Origin of the sequence: Variovorax sp. Varisp85 (genome assembly GCF_047304045.1) — a bacterium.
Taxonomy (GTDB): domain Bacteria; phylum Pseudomonadota; class Gammaproteobacteria; order Burkholderiales; family Burkholderiaceae_C; genus Variovorax.
This window is the reverse complement of record NZ_JBGLYN010000080.1, coordinates 12,865-30,957: the sequence shown is the minus strand read 5'-3', so window position 1 is coordinate 30,957 and position 18,093 is coordinate 12,865. Positions and strand designations below refer to the sequence as shown.

Sequence of the window (18,093 nt, the reverse complement as noted above, 5' to 3'; positions counted from 1 at the left end):
GGGGGGGGGGGGGGGGGGGGCCAAGCGGCGTTCGATGAGGCACTGCACCGAACAGGCGCCGCCAGCCCCCATCCCAGCCTTCCCCCAGAGGGGGAAGGAGCAAGACAAACGGAGACAAGGAAATGAACATGACTGCAGCACTGACCGAGAGCTACGGCAAGGGCGCCACCGATGTCCCCCTCATCGGACAGCCCATCGGCGACTTCTTCGACCACATGGTTGCGAAGCAGCCCGACCGCGAGGCGCTCGTCAGCCGCCATGAAGGCCAGCGCTTCACCTACCGCGAGCTGCAGACCGAATCGAACCGCCTCGCCGGCGCCTTGCTGAACCTCGGCCTCGCCCCCGGCGACCGTGTCGGCATCTGGTCGCACAACAACGTCGCGTGGGTGCTGATGCAGATCGCCACCGCCAAGGTCGGCCTGATCCTCGTCAACATCAACCCCGCCTACCGGACCTCCGAGCTCGAATACGCGCTCAACAAGGTCGGCTGCAAGGCGCTGGTGACGATGGCGCAGTTCAAGACCAGCGACTACCTCGGCATGCTGCGCGAACTCGGCTCCCAGCGCCTGCCGCAATTGCTGCACACCTTCTGGATCGACAAGCCCGGCCAGGGTGACGAGCAGCCCGGCATGCAGCGCTTCTCGCAGCTGCTCGCGAGCGGCGATGCCGCCGATCCGCGCGTGGGACAGGTGCAGAAGACGCTCAAAGCCACCGATCCGATCAACATCCAGTTCACCAGCGGCACCACGGGCTTTCCAAAGGGCGCGACGCTCACGCACCGCAACATCCTGAACAACGGCTTCTTCATCGGCGAGTGCATGAAGCTGTCGCCCGTCGACAGGCTGTGCATTCCGGTGCCGCTCTATCACTGCTTCGGCATGGTGCTGGGCAACCTCGCCTGCCTCACGCACGGCTCGGCCATCGTGTACCCGAACGACGGCTTCGACCCGCTCACCGTGCTCGAGACGGTGCAGGCCGAGAAGTGCACCGGCCTGCACGGCGTGCCCACGATGTTCATCGCCGAGCTCGACCATCCGCGCTTCAGGGAGTTCGACCTGTCCACGCTGCGCACCGGCATCATGGCCGGCTCGCCGTGCCCGATCGAGGTGATGAAGCGCGTGGTCAGCGAGATGCACCTGAGCGAAATCACCATCGCCTACGGCATGACCGAGACCAGCCCCGTGAGCTGCCAGAGCAGCACCGACACGCCGCTGGACCGCCGCGTGTCGACCGTGGGCACCGTGCAGCCGCACCTCGAAGTGAAGATCGTCGACGCCGAGACCGGCGAAATCATGCCGGTCGGAAAATCGGGCGAGCTCTGCACGCGCGGCTATTCGGTGATGCACGGCTACTGGGAAGACGAGCCGAAGACGCGCGAAGCCATCGACGCCGAGCACTGGATGCATACCGGCGACCTCGCCACCATGGACGCCGAGGGCTACGTCAACATCGTCGGCCGCATCAAGGACCTCGTGATCCGCGGCGGCGAGAACATCTATCCGCGCGAGATCGAAGAATTCCTGTATCGCCACCCGAAGGTGCAGGACGTGCAGGTGGTCGGCCTGCCCGATAAAAAGTACGGCGAAGAACTCTGCGCCTGGATCATCGTCAAGCCCGGCCAGACCGCAACCGACACCGAGATCCGCGATTTCTGCAAGGGCCAGATCGCGCACTACAAGGTGCCGAAGTACATCCAGTTCGTCACCGAGTTCCCGATGACGGTGACCGGCAAGATCCAGAAATTCAAGATCCGCGATGCCATGACCGAGCAACTCGGCCTCAGCCAAGAAAAGACAGCATGAGCCAACTCGAAACCAAACTGAATGCCCGTTCGGCCGACTTCCAGGCCAATGCCGCAGCGATGCGCGCGCTCGTCGACGACCTGCGCCAGCAGTTCGCCAAAGTGGAGCAAGGCGGCGGCGAGGCCGCGCGCGCCAAGCACACGTCGCGCGGCAAGCTGCTGCCGCGCGACCGCGTCGCCGAGCTGCTCGACCCGGGCACGCCCTTCCTCGAGATCGCGCCGCTGGCCGCGCATGCGATGTACCTCGATGCCAAGGGTGCGGAGTCCGCACCCGGCGCGGGCCTCATTGCGGGCATCGGCCGCGTGAACGGCGTCGACTGCATGATCGTCTGCAACGACGCGACCGTGAAGGGCGGCACCTACTACCCGATGACGGTCAAGAAGCACCTGCGCGCGCAGGAGATCGCCGAGCAGAACCGCCTGCCCTGCATCTACCTGGTCGACTCGGGCGGCGCCAACCTGCCGAACCAGGACGAGGTGTTTCCCGACCGCGAGCACTTCGGCCGCATCTTCTACAACCAGGCCAACATGAGCGCCCAGGGCATTCCGCAGATCGCGGTGGTCATGGGCTCGTGCACGGCCGGCGGCGCCTACGTGCCGGCGATGAGCGACGAATCGATCATCGTGAAGAACCAGGGCACCATCTTCCTGGGCGGCCCGCCGCTCGTGAAGGCCGCCACCGGCGAGGTCGTGACGGCCGAAGACCTGGGCGGCGGCGACGTGCACACGCGTCTGTCGGGCGTGGTCGACCACCTCGCACAGAACGACCTGCACGCGCTGGCGCTCGCGCGCTCGGCGGTGGCCAACCTCAACGCGAAGGCCGCGGCGGCAACGCCGGCGAACACCCCGGTGCGCGCACCTGCATTCCCGCGCGAAGAACTCTATGGCGTGATTCCCACCGACACGCGCAAGCCCTTCGACGTGCGCGAGATCATTGCGCGCATCGTCGACGGCAGCGAGTTCCACGAGTTCAAGGCGCGCTTCGGCGCGACGCTGGTCTGCGGCTTCGCCGAGATCGAGGGCATGCCCGTGGGCATCGTCGCCAACAACGGCATCCTGTTCAGCGAGTCGGCGCAGAAGGGCGCGCACTTCATCGAACTGTGCTGCCAGCGCAAGATCCCGCTGGTGTTCCTGCAGAACATCACCGGCTTCATGGTGGGCCGCAAGTACGAGAACGAAGGCATTGCGCGCCACGGCGCCAAGATGGTGACGGCCGTGGCCACGGCCAACGTGCCCAAGTTCACGATCATCATCGGCGGCAGCTTCGGCGCCGGCAACTACGGCATGTGCGGCCGCGCCTACAGCCCGCGCTTCCTCTGGATGTGGCCCAACGCACGCATCAGCGTGATGGGCGGCGAACAGGCCGCGAGCGTGCTGGCCACGGTGAAGCGCGACGGCATCGAACTCAAGGGCGGCAGCTGGAGCAAGGAAGAGGAAGAAGCCTTCAAGGCCCCGATCCGCCAGCAGTACGAAGACCAGGGCCATCCTTACTACGCGACCGCGCGGCTGTGGGATGACGGGATCATCGATCCGGCGGATACGCGGCGGGTGCTGGCGCTGGGCCTCGCGGCCGCGCGCAACGCACCCATTCCAGAACCGAAATTCGGTATCTTCCGCATGTAAGTCGGCCTCCGCCGGCTTCGAACAGGAAGTGATCCCATGATCTCGAAACCCCTTGGTACAAGTCAGCTGGGAGTCGGCTTTCTCGTGCTTTCTGCTTGCCTGGCGACATTGGCCATGCCCGCGCTTGCCCGCGACACGCGGCTGGTGCTGCCCATCTATCCGGTGATGCAGCAGCCCGCCACGCGCGAGGCCATCGGCAACGACGTGCAGCTTCGCTTTGCCGCCACGCCGCAGCCCCTGGTGTCGCAGTCGCAGATGCTCAAGGCCGAAAGCTATGCCCGGCCGTACTCCACCACGCAGCGCTACGGCGACGGCCGGCCGGTGATCCGCAGCGACGAAGAGACCTGCCGCGAGGCCATGCGCAATACGCTGGTGGCGCTGGCCCAGGCGGCGCGGGCGCGTGGCGTGCACACGGTGACGCAGGTCGAGAGTTTTTACGAAGGCGCCCTGCTGTCGACGCCCGGGGCCTATGAATGCCATGCGGGCACCGGAAGCGCTGAAGTGCATCTGCGCGGAGTGGCGGGGGGCGATGGCGGCGCGGTGGCGACAGCAAGTGTCGGGGTCGATGACGTCGATGCCGTTCCGGGGCTGAACGCGGAAGGTCGTACGGCGTATCAGAAATTCCTGCAGAGCAAGCCACCGCGGACCCTCGTCATTCGGCGGTCTGGCGACAGTTCCTGGGTCCACTGGGCTGATGGCCTGGTGCCGCGCGACATCAACCGGCCGTCGGATCCGACGCAGCGGGCGCTGGAATATTGCACAGAGCGCCACCAGGGGGAGTGCAGTGTCTACGCGGTCGATTACACCGTGGTCTATCAGAAGCCCAAGCCTGCTGCAGCCGAACGCAAAGTGGCAACCGAGGGTCCCGTCGCCAATCTCTACAGGTTGCCGACCGACAGCCACTTTGCCGACGTCAACGATTCCTCCGTGGTGCCCGTGCGTGAGCAGAGCAGGGACCGCTATCTTGGATTCCTTGCCTTGCCCCTGCCGCGCGCCTTTGCCGTCGCGGCCGATGGCAGCGCGGCCTTCGCTTCCGGCGGTGCGGCGATGGCCGATGTCCTGAACACCTGCGAACGCGAAGGAAAGACCTGCTGGCTCTATGCCGTGGACGATCGCGTGGTGTGGAAGTCCGACCCGCGCCAGCGCATCGGCCGCGTCAACCAACTCTCCAGGATTCAACAGGACGCACGTACTCCATGAGTGATTTCGAAAAACTCGATCTCCAAATAGAAGGCGCCGTCGCCCGCATCTGGCTCGACCAGCCCGATGCCCGCAACGCCTTCGACGATGTCGTCATCGCAGAGCTGACGCAGGCCTTCACCGAAGCCGGCGCCGCGCCGCAGGTGAAAGCCATCGTGCTCGGCGCGAACGGCCCGGCCTTCTGTGCGGGCGCCAACCTCAACTGGATGCGCCGCATGGCCGACTACACGCGCGACGAGAACATCGCCGATGCGGGCAAGCTGGCCGCCATGCTGCGCACCATCGCCGAGTGCCCCAAGCCCACCATCGCGCGCGTGCAGGGTGACGTGTATGCGGGCGGCATGGGGCTGGTCGCGGCCTGCGACATGGCCGTGAGCGTGGACACGGCCTGGTACTGCCTGAGCGAAGTGAAGATCGGCCTCGTGCCCGCGACCATCAGCCCGTACGTGCTGCGTGCCATGGGCACGCGCGCGTCGCAGCGCTACTTCCTCACGGCCGAGCGCTTCACTGCGTCCGAAGCGCATCGCATCGGCTTCGTGCATGAAGTGGTTGCCGCCGATGCGCTCGATGCGAAGGTCGACGAACTCGTGAAGGCGTTGACCGGTGCAAGTCCGGCCGCCGTGCGCGCGTGCAAGCAACTGATCGCCGACGTGGCCGGCCGCGAGATCGACGACGCACTGATCGCGAAGACCGTCGAAGGCATCGCCGACATCCGCGCGAGCGAGGAAGGCCGTGAAGGCGTGCAGGCCTTCCTGCAGAAGCGCAAGACGTCCTGGCTGGGCCGCTGAGCACACGCGATGAACGCACTCGACATGCCCCAGCTGCTCGCACTGGCCGCCGCCATCGGCTGGGCCAGTGGCGTGCGGCTCTACCTCGTCGTGCTGCTGACCGGACTTGTCGGCTACTTCGGCTGGGTGCCGTTGCCGAGCGGGCTGCAACTGCTGGCGCATCCGGTGGTCATCGCAGCCAGTGGCTTCATGGTGTTCGTCGAATTCTTCGCCGACAAGATCCCCGGCCTCGATTCGCTGTGGGACGTGGTGCACACCGCCATCCGCATCCCGGCCGGTGCCGCGCTCGCAGCCAGCGTGTTCGGCGCCGACCATGGTGTGATGGCCATCGTCGCCGCGCTGCTGGGCGGCAGCTTCGCTGCCACCGCGCACGCGGCCAAGGCGACGACGCGCGCGGCCATCAACACCTCGCCCGAGCCGTTCTCGAACGTGGGTGCTTCGCTGGTCGAAGACACGATGGTGCCGGCGGGGCTGTGGCTCGCGGTGGCGCATCCGCTGGTCTTTCTGGTGCTGTTCGTCTTCGTGCTGGTGCTCAGCGTGTGGCTGATCCGCAAGAGCTGGCGTTTCCTCAAGGCGCTGTTCAGCCGCGTGGCCCGCATCTTCAGCGGCCGACCCGATCCGGGCGTCGTGCCCGCGTTTCAACTGAAAAAGAATCCTCCGGGAGACACTCCGAATGTTTAAGAAGATCCTGATTGCCAACCGTGGCGAGATCGCCTGCCGGGTCGCTGCAACGGCACGCCGCATGGCCATTCGCACGGTCGCCGTGTACTCCGATGCCGACGCGCATGCCAACCATGTGCGCGCCTGCGACGAGTCGGTGCACCTCGGCGGCAGTGCCCCGAAGGACAGCTACCTGCGCTGGGAAAAGATCCTCGAAGCGGCCAAGGCCACGGGCGCCGAGGCCGTACATCCGGGCTACGGCTTCCTGAGCGAGAACGAAGAGTTCGCGCAGGCCTGCGCCGACGCCGGCCTGGTCTTCATCGGCCCGCCGCCCTCGGCCATCAAGGCGATGGGGCTGAAGGCCGAGTCGAAGCAGCTGATGGAAAAGGCCGGCGTGCCGCTGGTGCCCGGCTACCACGGCCACGACCAGAACCCGCAGCTGCTGCAGCGCGAGGCCGACCGCATCGGCTACCCGGTGCTCATCAAGGCCAGCGCGGGTGGCGGCGGCAAGGGCATGCGCGCAGTCGACAAGGCGGAAGACTTCGCCGCCGCGCTCGCCTCCTGCCAGCGCGAGGCCATCAACAGCTTCGGCGACGACGCGGTGCTGATCGAGAAGTACGTGCAGCGCCCGCGCCACATCGAGATCCAGGTATTCGGCGACACGCACGGCAACTACGTGTACCTGTTCGAGCGCGACTGCTCGGTGCAGCGCCGCCACCAGAAGGTGCTCGAAGAAGCGCCCGCGCCGGGCATGACCGAGGCGATGCGCAAGCAGATGGGCGAGGCCGCCGTCGCTGCGGCGCGCGCCGTGAACTACGTCGGCGCTGGCACGGTCGAGTTCATCGTCGAGCAGCGCGAAACTCGCGCAGCGCCGGGCCGCCTCAAGCAAGCGAGCGCCCCCTCGGGGGGCAGCGAGGACACGTCAGTGCCGAGCGTGGGGGCCGATTCCGTCGAGATGAACTTCTTCTTCATGGAGATGAACACGCGGCTGCAAGTCGAGCACCCCGTCACTGAAGCGATCACCGGCCAGGACCTCGTCGAATGGCAGCTGCGCGTGGCCTCGGGCGAGACGCTGCCCGCGAAGCAGGCGGAGCTGCAGATCCACGGCCACGCCATCGAGGCGCGCATCTGCGCCGAGAACCCCGACAACAACTTCCTGCCCGCCACCGGCACGCTGCGCGTGTACCGCAAGCCGCAGGCGACCGCCTTCCAGCGCAGCCGCGTGCGCATCGACGACGGCGTGCGCGAGGGCGGCGAGATCTCGCCCTTCTACGACTCGATGATCGCCAAGCTGATCGTGCACGGCAGCACGCGCGCCGAGGCGCTGGCCCGGCTCGATGCGGCGCTCGCGCAGGTGCAGATCGTGGGCGTGTCGACCAACGTGCAGTTCCTGCGCGGCATCCTGGCGACCGAGTCGTTCTCGAAGGCGAACCTCGACACCGCGCTGATCGAGCGCGAGCGCGCCGTGCTGTTCGACCGCGAGCCGCTGGGACTGCCGCTGGCCGCGGCCGCCGCGATCACGCGTACGCTGATCACCGAGTGGCCCGCGAAGATGCCCGATCCCTTTGCGCGGCGCGACGGCTGGCGCTCGCTGGGCGAGTACCGGCGCCACTTCGACTTCGAGTTCCGCGGTGCCGAGCAGACCGCCCTGCTGACCTACAAGCGCGACGGCAGCCTGTGGCTCGAAGCCGGCGGCGCCGAAGGCCCGCTGGTCATCGGCCAGTTCCCGAGCGGTGAATTCGAGGTCGAATTCGCCGGCACGCGCCAGACGCTCGACGTGCACGTCGACGGCGCCACGGCCCACGTCTTCGCCTCGAAAGGCGCGACGAAGATTACCGCCATCGACCGCCTCGCCCATGCGGGCGACACCCACGCCGAAGGCGGCCGGCTCACGGCACCGATGCCCGGCAAGGTCGTGTCCTTTGCCGTCAAGGCCGGCGACAAGGTCAGCCGCGGCCAGCCGCTCGCAGTGATGGAGGCCATGAAGATGGAGCACACCATCGCGGCACCGGCCGACGGCACGGTGGACGAGCTGATGTTCGCGCCGGGCGAGCAGGTGGCCGAAGGCGAGGAATTGTTGCGAATGAGTGCCGCCGCAGCCTGAAAAATAGTTAACCCCGTTGCGGGCGTCCGCCCGTATCAGCTGGGGTGCTGTGGCGCCGTCGCCGCATCAAGGCGGGTTGACCCCCTGACCCCCGGGGTCAGCCCATCACCCCGTCGCTGACGTCGTCCCTGATCTCCTTCGCGTGCGGCCCGAACGCCGCGCCAGCGCCTTCACTAAGATTCGTCCCCATGCGAATCACCGTCTACCTCACCGACAACCGCCCGGACCCCTGGATCGAGGGCCTCAAGGCCGAATTACCCGATGCCGTCATCGAGGCCTGGAGGCCCGGCGCGCCGCAGGCCGACCATGCCGTGGTGTGGGCGCCGCCGCAGGAGTTTCTCGACGAGCAACCGAAGCTGCGCGGCATCTTCAACATCGGCGCGGGCGTCGACGCGCTGCTCAAGCTGAAGGTGCCGGCGCACACGCGCATCGTGCGGCTCGACGACGCGGGCATGTCGGTGCAGATGGCGGAGTACGTCTGCCACACGCTCATTCGCCATTTCCGCGAGTTCGACGCCTACGAGGCCGACGCGAAGCAGGGCAAGTGGAGCTACCGCAAGCCGAAGCTGCGGCGCGACTTCCCGGTCGGGATCATGGGTCTGGGCGTGCTCGGCGAGCGCGTGGCCAAGGCGGTCGCGCAGTTCGAGTTTCCGGTGCTGGGCTGGAGCCGTTCGCCGAAGGAGATCGACGGCGTGCGCGTGTTCAGCGGCGAGGCGCAGTTCGACGAGTTCCTGTCGTCCACGCGCGTGCTCGTGAACCTGCTGCCGCTGACGGAGGCGACGCGCGGCATCCTCAACCGCGACACGCTGGGCAAGCTGAAGCCCGAGGGCTACCTGATCAGCATCGCGCGCGGCGCGCACCTCGTGGAAGACGACCTGATCCCGATGCTCGACGCCGGCCAGCTCGCGGGCGCGACGCTCGACGTGTTCCAGGTCGAGCCGCTGCCGGCCGACCACGCCTTCTGGCGGCATCCCAAGATCACCGTGACGCCGCACGGCTCGGCGCGCACGCTGCGCGAGGAGTCCATTGCGCAGATCGCCGGGAAGATCCGGGCGATGGAGCAGGGCCTGCCGATCGCCGGCGTGGTCGATCCGGCGCGCGGGTACTGACGGCGGCGTCACCTTTTGCGAGCCCGCCGCGGCGCAAGGCGGGCAGGGGAAACCCCGAAGCGCCGATTTTTCATAAACATGAAAATATTTTCATGACTGTGAAAACTGCATTCCGCGTGATCGAGATCGTCGAGCTCTTCGCTCGCGAGAAGCAGCCGCTGGCGCTGTCCGAGATGGCGCGCCTGCTCGACATGCCGGTGTCGAGCTGCCTGGGCCTGATCCGCACGCTCGAAGAGCAGGGCTACATGTACGAAACCGGCCGCCGCCAGGGCTACTACCCGACGGGCCGGCTGCTCGCGATGGCGCAGGTCATCGCCGCCCACGACCCGGTGCTCGACCGGGTGAAGGCCACGCTCGAGGAGTTGCGCGATGCTGCGCGCGAAACCGTGGTGTTCGCCAAGTTCCGCGATGCGGGCCTGGTGGTGTACCTGGAAGTGCTGAGCGCGCCGCAGAGCATTCGTTACACGGCCGAGTCGGGCGAGACGCGCCCGGCTTACGCCAACTCGCTGGGGCGTGCGTTGCTCTCCACGCTCACGCCCGAAGCGCGCCGCAAGCTGCTCGACGGCATGACGCTCGCGCCGCTGACCGACGCCACGCTCACCACCGCCGATGCCATCGAAGCCGAGTTGCAGCGCTCTGCCGCGCGCGGCTGGTACGGCAACCTCGGCGAAAGCATTCCCGACCTGATCGGCCTGGCCTGGCCGCTGCGCATCGGCGGCGAGGCCTATGCCATCTCGGTCGCCGGTCCGCGCTACCGCATGGAGGCGCGCATCGAGGAGATCGCGGCGATGCTGCGCTCGGCCTGCCTCGCCATCGAACCCAAGACCGAAAGTCCCCGATGACTGCAAGCACCCCCCGCTACTTCGTCCGCGAGGACGAGATCGACGGCTACCACCCGGCCAACCATACCGGCACGCTCAACAAGCGCCTGATCGGCCCCGAGACCGTGGGCGCGAAGCAGCTCGAAGTGCTGGTCGGCCACATCCAGAAGGGCAAGGGCGCGCTGCCGCACGCGCACCCGGGCATCGAGCAGGTCTGCTACATGCTCGAAGGCCGTGCAGTCGCCGAGGTGGGTGGCCAGCGGCAGGAGCTGCACCCTGGCGACAGCTGCTTTTTTCCGGCCGACGCGATGCACACCTTCACGGTGGTGAGCGACGAGCCGGTGCGCGTGCTGGTGATCTATAGCCCGCCGTACGAGGAATTGCCGGAGCGCGTGATCCGGCCCTGAACGACAACCACCCGGAGACAAGCAAATGCAGACAACGAAGAACGCGACCGAGCCATCGGTCGCGGTGGCGAACCGCCGCCGTTTCATTTCCATCGGTGCCGCCACGGGTCTCGCCAGCGCAGTGCCCTGGGCCTTTGCGCAGGACGGCTACCCGAAGCAGCCGATACGCATCGTCGTGCCCTTCGCGGCCGGCAGCGGCACCGACGCTGTGGCACGCATCACCGCGCAGATGCTGGGCGAGGCGCTCAAGGGCTCGGTCATCGTCGACAACAAGGCCGGTGCCAACGGCGTGATCGGTGCCGAAGCCGTGGCCAAGGCGCCGCCCGACGGCTACACGCTGTTCATGACCACCAACACCACGCACTCGGCCAACCCGAGCCTGATGAAGTCGCTGCCCTACGACCCGGTGAAAGACTTCGCGCCCGTGAGCCGCATGGGCAACCTGCCGTTCATGCTCGTGGTGAACAACGACCTGCCCGTGAAGAGCGTGGCCGAGCTGCTGGCCTGGGGACGTGCGCACCCCGGCAAGCTGACCTATGCGAGCGGCAACAGCACCGGCATCGTGAGCGGCGCCACGCTGTCGCGCATGAGCGGCGTGCCGATGCTGCACGTGCCGTACAAGAGCACGCCGCCGGCCATTGCCGACCTGATCGGCGGGCAGGTGTCGATGATGGTGGTCGACCTCGCCGCGGGCCTTGCGACGGTGAAGGCCGGCAAGATGCGCGCGATTGCGGTCACGACGCAGGAGCGCACCAAGCTCTTCCCCGAGCTGCCGCCGCTGGCCGACACGCCCGAGCTGAAAGGCTTCGACATCACCTCGTGGAACGGCGTGTTCGCGCCGGCCGGCACGCCGCGCGACATCGTGCTGAAGCTCAACAAGGCGCTGTCGGAGATGGCGAACGGCGCGGCCTTCCGCGAGCGCGTGAGCAAGCTGGGCTTCGATGCCTTCGGCAGTACGCCCGAGGAGCTGGGGGCGTTCACGGTGTCGGAACTGGCGAAATGGAAGAAGCTGATCCAGGCTGCGGGGATTCAACCCGAATGAGTGATCCGACTTTATCCCTCCCCCGCTGGAGGAGGGCAGGGGTGGGGGCAAGCGGCGTCCCTGCTTGGCGCCCTGCCTGCCCCCATCCCGACCTTCCCCCAGCGGGGGAAGGAGCGAAGACATGAACACCTCCGGACCTCTCCAAGGCATCCGCATCCTCGACCTCACGGCCGTGGTGATGGGGCCTTACGCCACGCAGACGCTCGGCGACCTCGGCGCCGACGTCATCAAGGTCGAGCCGCCCGGCGGCGACAACCTGCGCGCTGTCGGCCCCATGCGCCACCCCGGCATGGGCGCGATGGCGCTGCACCTGAACCGCAACAAGCGTTCGATCGTGCTCGACCTCAAGCAGCCCGAAGGGCGCGAGGCCTGCCTGAAGCTCGCGGCAAGTTGCGATGCATTGATCTACAACACGCGGCCGCAGGCGATGGCGCGGCTCGGGCTTGACTACGACGCGGTGGCCGGGGCCAATCCGAAGATCGTCTACCTCGGCGCCTTCGGCTATGGCGAGCAGGGGCCCTACGCCGGCAGGCCCGCGTACGACGACCTGATCCAGGGCGCGGCAGGCGTGGCCTCGCTGTTCGCGCAGCAAAGCGGCGGCGAACCGCGCTATGCACCCGTCACGCTCGCCGACCGCGCCGTCGGACTGCAGGCCGCCATCGCGCTGCTCGCCGCCGTGCTGCACGCGCAACGCACCGGCAAGGGCCAGGCGGTCGAGGTGCCGATGTTCGAAGCGCTCTCGCAGTTCGTCATGGGCGACCACCTCGGCGGCCACAGTTTCGAGCCGCCGCTCGGCCCCACCGGCTATGCGCGCTTGCTCGCACCGCACCGCAAGCCCTACGCCACGGCCGACGGCTACCTCAGCGTGCTGATCTACAACGACAAGCACTGGCAGGCCTTCTTCGACCTGATCGGCCGCCCCGGGCTGCGCGATTCGCCGATGTTCGGCACGCACACCGCGCGCGCCGCGAACATCGGCGCGGTGTACGCCTTCGTCGCCGAAGCGATGGCCACGCGCACCAGCGACGAATGGTTCGCCGCGCTCGATGCTGCCGATATCCCCGTCGCGCGCCTTCACAGCACCGAGAGCCTGCTCGACGATCCGCACCTGCGCGCCGTCGATTTCTACCCCGAGCTCGACCACCCGACCGAGGGCCGCATCCGCACCCTCGCGCCGGTCGGCCGCTACGGCGCCACGCCCACCGCCATCCGCCGGCCCGCGCCGCGCATCGGCGAGCAGAGCGTGGAGCTGCTGCGCGAAGCGGGATATGGCGACGAGGCCATTGCCCGCATGCTCGAACGCGGCGTCACGCTGCAACCCGACCCACCGAAGGACAGCAAAGAATGAACTTCTCCCTGAACGAAGACCAGCGCTCGCTGGTCGCGGCCATCGAACGCCTCTGCGAGGACTTCCCCGCCGACTACTGGCGCGACCACGACGATCGCGCCGTGTTCCCGCATGAATTCCACCGCGCCGTTGCAGCGAGCGGCTGGCTCGGCATCGCGATGCCCGAGGCGCAGGGCGGCGCGGGGCTCGGCATCACCGAGGCGGCGCTGATGATGCGTGCCATCAGCGCGTCGGGCGCGGGCATGTCGGGCGCATCGTCGGTGCACATGAACATCTTCGGGCTCAACCCGGTGGTGGTGTTCGGCAGCGAGGCCCAACGCCAGCGCTTCCTGCCGCCGCTGATCGCGGGCACCGAGAAAGCCTGCTTCGCCGTGACCGAGCCCGACGCGGGGCTCGACACCACCAGCCTCAAGACGCAGGCGGTGCACCAGCCCGGCGGCAGCTACCTGCTGCACGGCCGCAAGATATGGATCTCGACCGCGCAGGTCGCCGACCGCATGCTCATCCTCACGCGCACCACGCCGATCGACCAGGTGAAGAAGCCCACGCAAGGCCTCACGCTGTTCTACACGGCGTTGGACCGCAGCAAGGTCGAGGTGCGCGAGATCCACAAGCTCGGCCGCGCGGCAGTGGATTCGAACATGCTCTTCATCGACGGGCTCGAAGTGCCGCAGGAGGATCGCATCGGGGAGGAAGGGCGCGGCTTCGAGTACATCCTGCACGGCCTGAACCCCGAGCGCATCTTGATCGCTGCGGAAGCCATCGGCATCGGCCGCGCGGCGCTGCGCATCGCTTCGCAGTACGCGCAGGAGCGCATCGTGTTCGGCCGGCCCATCGGGCAGAACCAGGGCGTGGCGCATCCGCTCGCACGGGCCTGGGCCAACCTCGAGGCCGCCGACCTGATGGTGTTCAAGGCCGCCACGCTGTACGACGCGGGCGAGCCCTGCGGCATCGAGGCCAATGCCGCCAAGTACCTCGCGGCCGAGGCGGCGCACGATGCCTGCCAGAACGCGATCCTCACGCTGGGCGGCATGGGCTATGCGAAGGAATACCATGTGGAGCGCCTGCTGCGCGAGAGCTACATCCCGCGCATCGCGCCGGTGAGCCCGCAGATGATCCTGAACTTCATCGCGGAGAAGGCACTGGGGCTGCCCAAGTCGTACTGATCGCAATGCCATGAACAACGCCATCACCGTGACTCGCCACCTCGTCATCCGCGGCCTCGTGCAGGGCGTGGGCTATCGCTGGTCGATGGTGCAGGCCGCGCAGCGGCTCGGCGTGCAGGGTTGGGTGCGCAACCGACGCGACGGCAGCGTGGAAGCGCTGGCGATCGGCGAGGCTGGCGCGGTCGAAGCGCTGGTCCGTTGGGCGCAGCAGGGGCCGGACGGTGCGCGCGTGGATGCGGTCGACGTGGACGAGCGCCTCGACGCTGTCGCCGCGGGCGGCATACCCGGCGGCTTCGAGCAGCGGGGAACCGTCTAGCGCCCGCTTCGGTCTGCGTCCGAGCCCGGGTGCCGTGCGGTTGGCACCATTTGCAACCCCGCAGGCGCGCATTGCTACCTTCCGCGGCCTGTGTGCCTGGCAGGGCATTTCCATGTGTCGGACAATGGCTGACGGCCTTTCATCCTCCCGCGACATAAGAGACATCCCATGAAACTCCCCACCCGCGTCAAGCTCGTCGACGTCGGCCCGCGCGACGGCCTGCAGAACGAAAAGCAGCCCGTCTCGGCCGAGGTCAAGATCGGCCTCGTGCACCGCCTGCAGGACGCGGGCCTGAAGGAGATCGAGGTCACCAGCTTCGTCTCGCCCAAGTGGGTGCCGCAGATGGCCGACAACGCCGAGGTGATGCATGGCATCGTGCGCAAGCCCGGCGTGCGCTACTCGGTGCTCACGCCCAACATGAAGGGCTTCGAGGCCGCCATCGCCGCGCCGCGCGAGGAATGGCCCGACGAGATCGTGGTGTTCGGCGCCGCGAGCGAGGCCTTCAGCCAGAAGAACATCAACTGCTCGATTGCCGAGAGCATCGAACGCTTCGCGCCCGTGGTGGCCGCGGCGCGCGAGAAGGGCATCCACGTGCGCGGCGCGATGTCGTGCACCGTGGGCTGCCCGTATGAAGGCGAGATCGCACCGGCCAAGGTCGGCTACCTCGCGCAGCTGATGAAGGGCATTGGCGTGCAGCGCGTGGACGTGGCCGACACCATCGGCGTGGGCACGCCGCGCAAGGTGCAAGGGGCGATGGAGGCCACGCTGGCGCACTTCGATGTCGATGCCGTTTCCGGCCATTTTCACGACACCTACGGGCAGGCGCTGGTCAATACGCTGGCGGCGCTCGAACTGGGCGTGTGGAATTTCCAGTCGTCCTCGGCCGGCCTCGGCGGCTGCCCCTACGCGAAGGGCGCGACGGGCAACGTGGCGACCGAAGACGTGGTCTACATGCTGCACGGCATGGGCATCGAGACCGGCGTCGATCTCGACAAGCTGATCGACGCGGGCGTCTACATCAGCGAGGCGCTGGGCCGCGAACCGAACTCGCGCGCGTCGAAGGCGATCCGCACCAAGCGCGCCGGCTGAGCGGCTTCGTCTTCTTCAGCGCCCGAAGGCGCGCAGCCCGAGCAGCACGATCACCGCCGCGGCCAGCAGGACCGTCGTGCATTGCCAGAACAGCACCGGCCGGCGCTCGATCAGCGCGGGTGACCGCGGGCGAAGAAACTCCGGCCCCGGCGCCCTGAGGTCGTGCGCGAATTCGGACACCGCCTCCTGCCGCTTCGCCGCCTGCGGCTGCAGCGCCTTCTGCAGCACGGCATTGACCCACGCAGGCAGGTCGGGACGGAAATGCCGCACCGGCACATAGCGCAGCCGGCCGACATCGGCGGGTGAGCGGATGCGCGACGCCTGCAGCCCGTAAGGCAGCTGGCCGGCGAGCATCTGGTAGGCGATCACCGCCAGCGAGAACAGGTCGGATCGGGCCGTGCCGCCATGGCCGGTGAAGTATTCCGGCGCGGTGTACTGCAGCGTGCCTTCGATGGCGAGCGCCCGGCGCTCGCCGCTGCCGTCGGACAGGCCCGCGACGTGGGTGGCGGCGAGGTCGATGATCTTCACGGTGCCCGTGCGGTCGATCATCACGTTCTCGGGGCGCATGTCCTGGTGCAGCATTTCCTTGCTGTGCAGCGCCTGCAGGCCCCGCGCCAGCTGCTCGACGATGCCGCGCACGCTGTCCAGCGCGGGCCGGGGGTGGTCGACCATCCACTGCGCCAGCGTCTGGCCGTCCACGTACTCCATGGCCACGTACAGGTGGCTGCGCGTGCGTTCGACGGTGCTGGCCTTGAGCACGTGCGGGCTGTCGATGCGCCGCGCCACCCATTCCTCGAGCACGAAGCGGTCGAGGTAGTCGGGGTCGCCGCGCAGGTCGATCGACGGGAGCTTCAGCACCACCGGCTGGCCCGTGGCCTCGTCGGTGGCCAGGTACACGTGGCTGCGCGCGCTCATGTGGATCTCGCGCACGAGCGTGAAGCCCTCGAAGCGGTCCCTCGGCGCGAGGGCTGGCGGCAGCGCCAGGCCTTCGCGCTGCAGCTGCGCATGCGGCGCGTCGGTTTCGGGAAGCTCGTCGATGCGCAGCAGCTGGACCGTGCTGTCATCGTCGCTGCCCTTGGCCTGCGCGGTTTCTGCCAGCAGCCGGGCGGCCGCGTCGAAATCGTCCCCGCAGCGGCCGAGCACCTCGTTCACCGTGCCGCTGTCGAGATGCGCGTACGCGCCATCGGTGGCCAGCAGGTAGACCTCGCCCGCCTCAGCCTGCCAGCAGCGGTAGTCGATCTCCACATTGGCGCCCGCGCCCAGAGCGCGCCCGAGGTACGACTCGGCCGACGACACGTTGACGCGATGGTCTTCGGTGAGCTGTTCCAGCGCGCCGGCATGCAGCCGGTAGATGCGCGCATCGCCGACGTGCAGCAGGTGCGCGTCGCGGCCCTTGAGGATCAGCGCGCTGAAGGTGCAGACGTAGCCGCTGTCCTTGTCGAAGCGCGCGTCGCTGCGCATCGTCTGCGCATGCAGCCACGAGTTGGTGGCGTCCAGCACCCGCTGCGCGGAGCGGCGCACCGACCACGCGTCGGAGGTCGCGTAGTAGTCGTCGAGAAAGCCCCGCACGGCCGCCGCGCTCGCCACCTGGCTCACGCGGCTGGAGCCGATGCCGTCGGCGAGCGCCACCGCGATGCCCTTGGAGGCGCGCAGCGCCCCCTCGGGCAGCATGGCGCCGTGGAAGTCCTGGTTGACCGGCGATTTGCGCCCTGCCAGCGAATGCTGGCCGAGCGTCACGCGCAATGCCTTGCGCGGCATCCAGGCCGGCTCAGCTGGCGGCGCGCTTGGGCGCCGTCTTGTAGTGCGTGGAGTAGAGCGTCAGCCCGACGAAGGTCAGGCCGCCGACGAGGTTGCCCAGCACCGTGGGCAGCTCGTTCCAGATCAGGTAGTCCATGATCGTGAACTTGCCGCCCAGCATCAGGCCGGTGGGGAACAGGAACATGTTGACGATAGAGTGTTCGAAGCCCATGTAGAAGAAGACCATGACCGGCATCCACATGCCGATCGCCTTGCCCGACACGGTGGTCGACATCATGGCCGCCACCACGCCCGTCGAAACCATCCAGTTGCACATCACGGCGCGGATGAACAACGTGAGCATGCCGGCGGCGCCATGCGCGGAGTAGCCGATGGTGCGGCCTTCGCCGATGTGGCCGAGCTTCTCGCCGATGGCGTTGGGCGCCTCGCTGAAGCCGAAGGTGAAGATGACGGCCATGAACACCGCGACCGTCAGCGCGCCCGCGAAGTTGCCGGTGAACACCAGTCCCCAGTTGCGCATGACGCCGCCCCAGGTGGCGCCGGGGCGCTTGTCGAGCACGGCCAGCGGTGCCAGCGTGAACACGCCGGTCAGCAGGTCGAAGCCCAGCAGGTACAGCATGATGAAGCCCACCGGGAACAGCATCGCGCCAACGAGCGCATTGCCGGTGTTCACGGTGATGCTCACGGCAAAGGCCGCCGCCAGCGCGAGGATCGCGCCCGCCATGTACGAGCGGATGAGCGTGTCGCGCGTGGACATCAGCAGCTTGGATTCACCGGCGTCCACCATCTTGGTGACGAATTCGGCGGGGGCTAGATAGGCCATTCTGGTTCCTTGGAAGCGATGGAGACGAAACTGAAAAG

General features: G+C 67.8%; 16 protein-coding genes. 14 read left to right on the top strand and 2 right to left on the bottom strand.

Going from position 1 to position 18,093, the window contains the following annotated elements:
• Positions 1 to 122 precede the first annotated feature (122 nt).
• From ACCC97_RS24880 to ACCC97_RS24815, 14 genes are all read left to right on the top strand, one after another.
• A complete protein-coding gene (locus ACCC97_RS24880; RefSeq protein ID WP_413335615.1) occupies positions 123 to 1,802 on the top strand; it encodes an AMP-binding protein in 1,680 nt (559 codons plus the stop codon).
• Positions 1,799 to 3,424, top strand: coding sequence for a carboxyl transferase domain-containing protein (locus tag ACCC97_RS24875; protein WP_413335613.1), 1,626 nt, complete (start codon positions 1,799 to 1,801; stop codon positions 3,422 to 3,424). The genes ACCC97_RS24880 and ACCC97_RS24875 overlap by 4 nt, the downstream gene beginning before the upstream one ends.
• A gap of 36 nt (positions 3,425 to 3,460) precedes the next feature.
• On the top strand, positions 3,461 to 4,624 hold the full coding sequence (locus ACCC97_RS24870) for a hypothetical protein (protein WP_413335611.1): 1,164 nt from the start codon (positions 3,461 to 3,463) through the stop codon (positions 4,622 to 4,624).
• Positions 4,621 to 5,412 (top strand): enoyl-CoA hydratase/isomerase family protein, encoded by a 792-nt coding sequence (locus ACCC97_RS24865; protein WP_413335610.1) that lies wholly within the window; start codon positions 4,621 to 4,623, stop codon positions 5,410 to 5,412. The genes ACCC97_RS24870 and ACCC97_RS24865 overlap by 4 nt, the downstream gene beginning before the upstream one ends.
• Positions 5,413 to 5,421: 9 nt before the next feature.
• Entirely contained in the window at positions 5,422 to 6,093 is a 672-nt protein-coding gene (locus ACCC97_RS24860) for a DUF4126 domain-containing protein (RefSeq protein ID WP_007827835.1), read from the top strand.
• Positions 6,086 to 8,176, top strand: a complete 2,091-nt coding sequence (locus ACCC97_RS24855) for a biotin carboxylase N-terminal domain-containing protein (protein ID WP_413335608.1) — start codon at positions 6,086 to 6,088, stop codon at positions 8,174 to 8,176. Before ACCC97_RS24860 ends, ACCC97_RS24855 begins: the two co-directional genes overlap by 8 nt.
• A gap of 188 nt (positions 8,177 to 8,364) precedes the next feature.
• Positions 8,365 to 9,285: a 2-hydroxyacid dehydrogenase gene (locus tag ACCC97_RS24850; protein WP_413335606.1), complete on the top strand. Its 921-nt coding sequence runs from the start codon at positions 8,365 to 8,367 to the stop codon at positions 9,283 to 9,285.
• A 92-nt stretch (positions 9,286 to 9,377) separates the two neighbouring features.
• Positions 9,378 to 10,127: an IclR family transcriptional regulator gene (locus ACCC97_RS24845; protein WP_413315883.1), complete on the top strand. Its 750-nt coding sequence runs from the start codon at positions 9,378 to 9,380 to the stop codon at positions 10,125 to 10,127.
• Positions 10,124 to 10,513, top strand: coding sequence for a cupin domain-containing protein (locus ACCC97_RS24840; RefSeq protein WP_007827840.1), 390 nt, complete (start codon positions 10,124 to 10,126; stop codon positions 10,511 to 10,513). Before ACCC97_RS24845 ends, ACCC97_RS24840 begins: the two co-directional genes overlap by 4 nt.
• A gap of 25 nt (positions 10,514 to 10,538) precedes the next feature.
• A complete protein-coding gene (locus ACCC97_RS24835) occupies positions 10,539 to 11,555 on the top strand; it encodes a Bug family tripartite tricarboxylate transporter substrate binding protein (protein ID WP_413315882.1) in 1,017 nt (338 codons plus the stop codon).
• Positions 11,556 to 11,676: 121 nt separating this feature from the next.
• Positions 11,677 to 12,903: a CaiB/BaiF CoA transferase family protein gene (locus ACCC97_RS24830; RefSeq protein ID WP_007827844.1), complete on the top strand. Its 1,227-nt coding sequence runs from the start codon at positions 11,677 to 11,679 to the stop codon at positions 12,901 to 12,903.
• Positions 12,900 to 14,069 carry an acyl-CoA dehydrogenase family protein gene (locus tag ACCC97_RS24825; protein ID WP_413335603.1) on the top strand — a complete coding sequence of 390 codons (1,170 nt, stop codon included), beginning with the start codon at positions 12,900 to 12,902 and terminating at the stop codon, positions 14,067 to 14,069. The genes ACCC97_RS24830 and ACCC97_RS24825 overlap by 4 nt, the downstream gene beginning before the upstream one ends.
• Before the next feature lie 10 nt (positions 14,070 to 14,079).
• The gene (locus ACCC97_RS24820; protein WP_413315877.1) at positions 14,080 to 14,385 is read left to right on the top strand and encodes an acylphosphatase; all 306 of its coding nucleotides are present in this window, start codon (positions 14,080 to 14,082) and stop codon (positions 14,383 to 14,385) included.
• Between the two features lie 168 nt (positions 14,386 to 14,553).
• Positions 14,554 to 15,474 (top strand): hydroxymethylglutaryl-CoA lyase, encoded by a 921-nt coding sequence (locus ACCC97_RS24815; RefSeq protein ID WP_413335601.1) that lies wholly within the window; start codon positions 14,554 to 14,556, stop codon positions 15,472 to 15,474.
• A 15-nt stretch (positions 15,475 to 15,489) separates the two neighbouring features.
• Here the strand turns inward: ACCC97_RS24815 and ACCC97_RS24810 are convergent, their stop codons facing one another.
• Positions 15,490 to 17,232, bottom strand: a complete 1,743-nt coding sequence (locus tag ACCC97_RS24810; RefSeq protein WP_413335599.1) for a protein kinase domain-containing protein — start codon at positions 17,230 to 17,232, stop codon at positions 15,490 to 15,492.
• Between the two features lie 10 nt (positions 17,233 to 17,242).
• Positions 17,243 to 18,055 (bottom strand): formate/nitrite transporter family protein, encoded by an 813-nt coding sequence (locus ACCC97_RS24805; protein ID WP_007827863.1) that lies wholly within the window; start codon positions 18,053 to 18,055, stop codon positions 17,243 to 17,245.
• Positions 18,056 to 18,093 lie beyond the last annotated feature (38 nt).

Coding starts and splice junctions, on each gene's coding strand:
- ACCC97_RS24805 (WP_007827863.1), bottom strand. CDS start 18,055: ATGGCCTATCTAGCCCCCGCCGAATTCGTCACCAAGATGGTGGACGCC.
- ACCC97_RS24855 (WP_413335608.1), top strand. CDS start 6,086: ATGTTTAAGAAGATCCTGATTGCCAACCGTGGCGAGATCGCCTGCCGG.
- ACCC97_RS24865 (WP_413335610.1), top strand. CDS start 4,621: ATGAGTGATTTCGAAAAACTCGATCTCCAAATAGAAGGCGCCGTCGCC.
- ACCC97_RS24840 (WP_007827840.1), top strand. CDS start 10,124: ATGACTGCAAGCACCCCCCGCTACTTCGTCCGCGAGGACGAGATCGAC.
- ACCC97_RS24870 (WP_413335611.1), top strand. CDS start 3,461: ATGATCTCGAAACCCCTTGGTACAAGTCAGCTGGGAGTCGGCTTTCTC.
- ACCC97_RS24860 (WP_007827835.1), top strand. CDS start 5,422: ATGAACGCACTCGACATGCCCCAGCTGCTCGCACTGGCCGCCGCCATC.
- ACCC97_RS24875 (WP_413335613.1), top strand. CDS start 1,799: ATGAGCCAACTCGAAACCAAACTGAATGCCCGTTCGGCCGACTTCCAG.
- ACCC97_RS24850 (WP_413335606.1), top strand. CDS start 8,365: ATGCGAATCACCGTCTACCTCACCGACAACCGCCCGGACCCCTGGATC.
- ACCC97_RS24825 (WP_413335603.1), top strand. CDS start 12,900: ATGAACTTCTCCCTGAACGAAGACCAGCGCTCGCTGGTCGCGGCCATC.
- ACCC97_RS24815 (WP_413335601.1), top strand. CDS start 14,554: ATGAAACTCCCCACCCGCGTCAAGCTCGTCGACGTCGGCCCGCGCGAC.
- ACCC97_RS24835 (WP_413315882.1), top strand. CDS start 10,539: ATGCAGACAACGAAGAACGCGACCGAGCCATCGGTCGCGGTGGCGAAC.
- ACCC97_RS24845 (WP_413315883.1), top strand. CDS start 9,378: ATGACTGTGAAAACTGCATTCCGCGTGATCGAGATCGTCGAGCTCTTC.
- ACCC97_RS24810 (WP_413335599.1), bottom strand. CDS start 17,232: ATGCCGCGCAAGGCATTGCGCGTGACGCTCGGCCAGCATTCGCTGGCA.
- ACCC97_RS24830 (WP_007827844.1), top strand. CDS start 11,677: ATGAACACCTCCGGACCTCTCCAAGGCATCCGCATCCTCGACCTCACG.
- ACCC97_RS24820 (WP_413315877.1), top strand. CDS start 14,080: ATGAACAACGCCATCACCGTGACTCGCCACCTCGTCATCCGCGGCCTC.
- ACCC97_RS24880 (WP_413335615.1), top strand. CDS start 123: ATGAACATGACTGCAGCACTGACCGAGAGCTACGGCAAGGGCGCCACC.